Source organism: candidate division WOR-3 bacterium (genome assembly GCA_039801365.1).
GTDB lineage: Bacteria > Hydrothermota > Tepidihabitantia > Tepidihabitantales > Tepidihabitantaceae > JBDRUN01.
This window is the reverse complement of the sequence record JBDRUN010000120.1, coordinates 1-5,329: the sequence shown is the minus strand read 5'-3', so window position 1 is coordinate 5,329 and position 5,329 is coordinate 1. Positions and strand designations below refer to the sequence as shown.

General features: G+C 57.2%; 6 protein-coding genes. 5 read left to right on the top strand and 1 reads right to left on the bottom strand.

The window, feature by feature from the left end; all coding sequences use genetic code 11:
* Positions 1-78: 78 nt before the first annotated feature.
* The 5 genes from ABIL25_10735 (at position 79) to acpS (ending at position 4,424) form a co-directional block, all read left to right on the top strand.
* Positions 79-1,341, top strand: a complete 1,263-nt coding sequence (locus ABIL25_10735) for an endonuclease Q family protein (GenBank protein ID MEO0082742.1) — start codon at positions 79-81, stop codon at positions 1,339-1,341.
* A complete protein-coding gene (locus ABIL25_10730; GenBank protein MEO0082741.1) occupies positions 1,286-1,948 on the top strand; it encodes an HIT domain-containing protein in 663 nt (220 codons plus the stop codon). Before ABIL25_10735 ends, ABIL25_10730 begins: the two co-directional genes overlap by 56 nt.
* Before the next feature lie 241 nt (positions 1,949-2,189).
* Complete coding sequence (locus ABIL25_10725) at positions 2,190-3,203, top strand: DUF4931 domain-containing protein (GenBank protein MEO0082740.1); 1,014 nt, start codon at positions 2,190-2,192, stop codon at positions 3,201-3,203.
* Complete coding sequence (locus ABIL25_10720; protein MEO0082739.1) at positions 3,200-3,910, top strand: HAD-IA family hydrolase; 711 nt, start codon at positions 3,200-3,202, stop codon at positions 3,908-3,910. Before ABIL25_10725 ends, ABIL25_10720 begins: the two co-directional genes overlap by 4 nt.
* 142 nt (positions 3,911-4,052) lie before the next feature.
* Complete coding sequence (acpS, locus tag ABIL25_10715; protein ID MEO0082738.1) at positions 4,053-4,424, top strand: holo-ACP synthase; 372 nt, start codon at positions 4,053-4,055, stop codon at positions 4,422-4,424.
* 721 nt (positions 4,425-5,145) lie between these two features.
* Here acpS and ABIL25_10710 read toward each other — a convergent pair.
* Positions 5,146-5,329, bottom strand: a 184-nt coding sequence (locus ABIL25_10710; GenBank protein ID MEO0082737.1) for a hypothetical protein, incomplete at its 5' end; no start/stop codon positions are given.

The window sequence follows — 5,329 nt, the reverse complement described above, 5'->3', positions numbered from 1 at the left end:
CGTCCATTTGCCCTGTTTCTCTGTCATTACATAGGCGGCTTTGACTTATTCTCACACGTAGGCTAGAATTGCGAGCCGATGAAATTCATCGCTGACCTGCACATCCATTCGCGGTTCTCGCGTGCCACAAGCCGGGACATGGATATCCCCGCGATTGCCCGGGCAGCTAAGAAGAAGGGAATCAAGCTGGTCGCGACCGGCGACTTCACCCATCCAGCATACATGCAGTCCCTGAAGCAACATCTAGAACCAGCGACTGAAGGGTTGTACTGCCACGGCGATACCTACTTCATTGTCAACGTCGAGGTGAACAACATCTACTCGGCTCACGGTCGGTTACGTCGGATACACAACATCATCTTCGTACCAAGTCTGGAAACCGCTGCAAGGGTAAGTACCATGCTCAGCCGATACGGCAAACTGGAATCCGATGGTAGACCAACATTGTCCATCTCCAGCCAGGAGATGCTTGCCCGAGTGCTCGACATCGACGAGCAGGCTTTCCTCGTGCCAGCACACATCTGGACGCCGTGGTTTTCGCTCTACGGCTCGAACTCGGGCTTCGACTCATTCGAGGAGTGTTTTGGGGAACTGTCGAACCGAGTATTTGCGGTCGAGACCGGCCTGTCCTCAGACCCGCCGATGAACTGGCTGCTCTCGAGTCTGGATACTAAAACAATAATCTCGAACTCAGACGCCCATTCACCTTCGCGGCTCGGGCGTGAGGCGAACGTGTTCGACTGCGAACTTGCCTACCCGGAACTTCGGAACGTCCTGCGCACAAAGGACCGAGATCGGTTCTTGTTCACCATTGAGTTCTTTCCGGAAGAAGGCAAGTATCACTACGATGGCCACCGTTCGTGCAACGTGTGCCTCGCCCCCGAGCAGTCAATGTCAAACTCGGACATCTGTCCGGTATGCGGTCGGAAGCTAACGGTCGGTGTTCTGCACCGGGTGATGAGCCTTGCTGATCGCCGGCCAGAGGAGGTTCCCGGCGATGTTGTTCCCTACAAGCACTTGGTGCCACTTGAAGAAATGATCGCCGAGGCCTTGGGCCAGGGCCGCGATACGGCTGCGGTCGGCAATACTTACGACGAGATGATTGCTGTGCTGGGTCCGGAGTTTGAAATTCTCTTGGACGTCCCGATAGATGCGATTAGACAAGCGGCTGGTGAGCGCATTGCGCTGGGCATCGAACGGATGCGTAAGGGCGAGGTAATGAAGCAACCTGGCTACGACGGCGTGTTTGGTGTAATCAGCGTGATTCCAGGCTCGACGCGGCCGAGTGAAGACGAACCGGGAGCTAGTGCTGCGCCGGGCGACCAACTCGACTTATTCTGAGCGATTGCACAATGCCAATCTCAGATTATGGCAGTCATTGGCAAGAGAGCGGCCGATTGCCACGCGTTCTGCAGCCCGTAACCTACGGTACGACCGGTGGGTTCGTCCGATGAAACGGTTATGGGCTCCCTGGCGGATGGAGTACATCTGCAGCGCCCGCAGGTCCAGCGGTAGAAGGAGCTGTCTTTTCTGCCGGCTTGTGCGCTCCAAAGACGACGAGCAAAACCTCTTGCTGCTGCGCAGTCGGCTCGGACTCGTTTTGATGAACAGGTTTCCATACAACAACGGTCACCTGATGGTTGCGCCAAATCGGCACGTGGCTGAACTGGAGCGGCTAACCGATAGGGAAGCCCATGAGCTTTTCCAGCTGTTGCAGCGGTCCTTAGTCGTGCTGAAGAGAGAACTTACACCTCAGGGGTTCAACGTCGGGATGAACCTCGGTCGGGTCGCCGGCGCAGGCGTGGCCGGCCATCTGCATATCCACATCGTGCCACGTTGGAACGGCGATACGAACTTCATGCCGCTGGTGGCCGAGACCAAGGTCGTGAGCGAGCATCTTGCCACAACCTACAACAGGTTGAAGCAAAGATTCAGCAGCAACCGCTGAGACTGGAGGATGAAATCAGGCCCCGGAGGCCAAACATCAAATCAAACCGGCGCCTTACACCGGTAATCAAGAGCCTCGTCCAAGAAATTCCATTTAGTAGCCCACCGTCGGCTGTCGACTGCCGGCTCTGGTATTGGGCGAGCCGAGGGAGTCCTGGAATAGAGGTTCGGAGATTAGAACCGGCGGCTGGACTTCCGACTTCTGCCGTCTGCGCCACGCAACCAGATTCTGGGAAACTATAATGTCAGAAGTTCGGCGCGACATCGTTACCGACACCTGGGTCATCGTGGAGACCGGACGGAACCGCATCCCCAAGGACCATCTCCGTTCTGACCGTAGGCCGTCAGTGTGCCCGTTTTGCGTTGGCAACGAAGCTATGACGCCGCCGGAAATCACGGCAGTGCGGACAGACGGTTCAGCTCCCAATAGCCCAGGCTGGCGCGTGAGGGTGGTCCCCGACATATTCCCGATACTGAGAATCGAGGGCGACCTAGTCCGGTCCGGAGTCGGCATCCACGACATGGTCACCGGGACCGGCGCAAACGAGGTTATCATCGAATCGCCGGAACACGTCACAAACTTCGCCGAGCTCGCCGATGAGCAGGTCGAGCTCGTGCTTAGAACGTACCGAGAACGGCTAATTGACCTGTATCGCGACAAGCGGTTTCGCTACGTGCTTGTTTTCAAGGACCACGGCACGTTGGCCGGTGGCTCAACCATCGAGCACGTCCATTCGCAAGTCATCGCCCTGCCGGCAACGCCGAGAAGAGTGAAGGACCAGCTCGCGGGTGCGCGCGCCTACTTTCAGTACAAGGAGCGGTGCATCTTCTGTGACATCCTCCAGGACGAGCTTGAGCATAACCACCGCGTAGTCGAGCAGACTGAGCGGTTTGTTGTTTTCGCACCTTTTGCTTCGCGCCTGCCGTTCGAATTACGGATAATGCCGCGGCGGCACTCGTTCAGTTTCGCCGATACCACCGGCGAGGAGTTGGCAGACCTTGCCCGCGTGCTGCGCCGCACGGTCGGAAGACTACACCGGCTGCTCGATGACCCACCCTATAATATCGTGCTCCACACGGCACCGAACCTTCTGCCCCAGCGTGGTTACTGGGAAACAATCCGGGAGGACTCCCACTGGTTCATGGAGCTAATACCAAGGGTGAAGCGGACCGACGGGTTTGAGTGGGGCTCGGGGTTCTTCATAAATTCGGTTGCACCAGAGCGGGCCGCTGCGCTGCTGAAGGAGGTACAATGATAAAGGCAGTAGTATTCGACGTTGACAATACGCTGGTTGACTTCATGAAGATGAAACGGGCAGCGGTTGAAGCGGCCGTAGATGCGATGATTGACGCCGGACTCGACCTGAGTCCAAAACAGGCAACGAGAAGAATATTCGCCATCTACGACGAGAAGGGAATTGAGTTCCAGCAGGTGTTTGACGAATTCCTCAACGACACGCTTGGCCACGTTGACTACCGGATTCTGGCCAGCGGCATACTCGCCTACCGCCGGGCGCGCGAGGGTGTAATGGTAGCGTACCCGCACGTCAGCCTGGCGCTCACCCGACTCGTACGGATGGGCCTCCGGCTCGGTGTGGTTTCGGACGCACCGCGACTACAGGCCTGGATGCGGCTTGTCTCGCTCAGTATTGACAACTTCTTCGACGCGGTCGTGACCTATGATGACACCGGCAAGCGCAAGCCTGACCCGGCACCGTTCCAGAAGGCCCTCGAACTGCTTGCGGTCGAGCCGCACGAAGCGGTTATGGTTGGCGACTGGGCCGAGCGCGACATCGTTGGCGCGAAGGAAATCGGGATGTGCACAGTGTTTGCACGGTATGGTGACAGCTTCGGCACGAAACACTCTGGCGCAGACAAGGATATCAACGACATCCTTGAGCTGATTCCATTCATCGAACGGGTCAACTCCGGCCGCCGGTCGAGAAATCGCCGTCCTCGGTGAGCACTACGGACTGACTGTGAACGATACTGTAACCCAAGCGCGCAAAAGTCGGATTCCGACTTCGTATTGCCGCGTCTTCTCCGTTTCGAGCTTGTTTCCTTCCTTTGTCTGTAGTACTCGGCACCTCGTTCGTACCTGAGCGATGGCCATCTTCGGCGTCGGGATTGACCTCGTGGAAATTGGTCGGGTCCGCAACGCACTTGTCCGCTACGGCGACCGGTTCCGCAACCGTATTTTCACTGCGGCCGAAGTTTCGTTCTGTGAGCGGGTCTCGGGCAAGTTTCTGTCCTATGCTGGCCGGTTCGCGGCCAAGGAGGCATTCTCAAAGGCGCTCGGAACTGGACTACGCGGCGCCATTGGCTGGCGCGAGGTTGAGGTGCTGGACAACGAGCGCTCCCGGCCCACTATAACTGTTACCGGCCGAGCACAGAAGTTCTTGGGCGACCGCAAGGTGCACTTGAGCATAACCCATCTATCAGACTACGCGGCTGCGGTCGTAGTTATCGAAGAGTAGCCTGGTGTCTGATAACCGACGTCCGATCAACCCAGGAATAGCGCTTCTTACAGGCCAAGCCACCTAATCCCGTGCAAGACGTCCGGGGCGCCAGCGCAAAGCAAATTCGCAACATTTGTTGCAAGTGCAGGACTGTAACCTTTCCCCCTAATCATTCCGTCGCGTACTTGACCAATACAGCGCCTTCTTACCGCGGTGGTTGAAACCACCCGCCGTATGGTCCAATTGACACTCGATGCCGTCGAAGCGGAACCTGTTCGCCCGGTCAACCGTCCGCCCGGCGCGGTGCGAGAAGACCTTATCGGCTAGCCGCAGGCACCGTTACTACCTCGCAGTGCCGAAACCAAACCGGTAACTGGTGTTGAGCTGTCTCAACAAAGCACTCAACTTTGCTATTGTCAGCTAGGATCATAGAGCTCTAGTCAAGTAGGCCGACTTTATGACTTAGATCCACCTCAAGCAAGTCCTGTAGTGAGTAGTATCATGCAGCCTCCTGTGTGGACGCATCACGAGCATACTTGCTATTGCAGGCTGCATCAAGCTTGCGGTTTGCCTCAGAAATAATCTGCCCGAAACGAAACTGTTGCCTCATGATTCATCTGCCCGAAATTAAGGTCCCAGATGTGCTTTCTGTGGCAGTACCGGCGGCTGTCGTTGCAGCACATACTTCGGCATGGTTACGACAATTCCCAAGGACAGCCTCACGAGAGAGAAGCGCATGTCAGTCGTGCTGAGGAACGCTCCCCGCTACCGGCGCGCCCGCAAGAAACTCAAGTCGGCCATGCTCGACGAGCTCCGCGCTGTCCTGCACTACAACCGCAAGTACCTGGCCCTCCTGCTGCGCAGTTCCGGCCGGTCGGTATTCACTCACCGTGACGTCCGCTTCCTCGCCGACCCACGAGTTT

What these genes read in the sequence shown, in the direction of transcription:
- ABIL25_10735 (MEO0082742.1), top strand. Translation starts at nt 79, where the DNA reads ATGAAATTCATCGCTGACCTGCACATCCATTCGCGGTTCTCGCGTGCC.
- ABIL25_10720 (MEO0082739.1), top strand. Translation starts at nt 3,200, where the DNA reads ATGATAAAGGCAGTAGTATTCGACGTTGACAATACGCTGGTTGACTTC.
- acpS (MEO0082738.1), top strand. Translation starts at nt 4,053, where the DNA reads ATGGCCATCTTCGGCGTCGGGATTGACCTCGTGGAAATTGGTCGGGTC.
- ABIL25_10725 (MEO0082740.1), top strand. Translation starts at nt 2,190, where the DNA reads ATGTCAGAAGTTCGGCGCGACATCGTTACCGACACCTGGGTCATCGTG.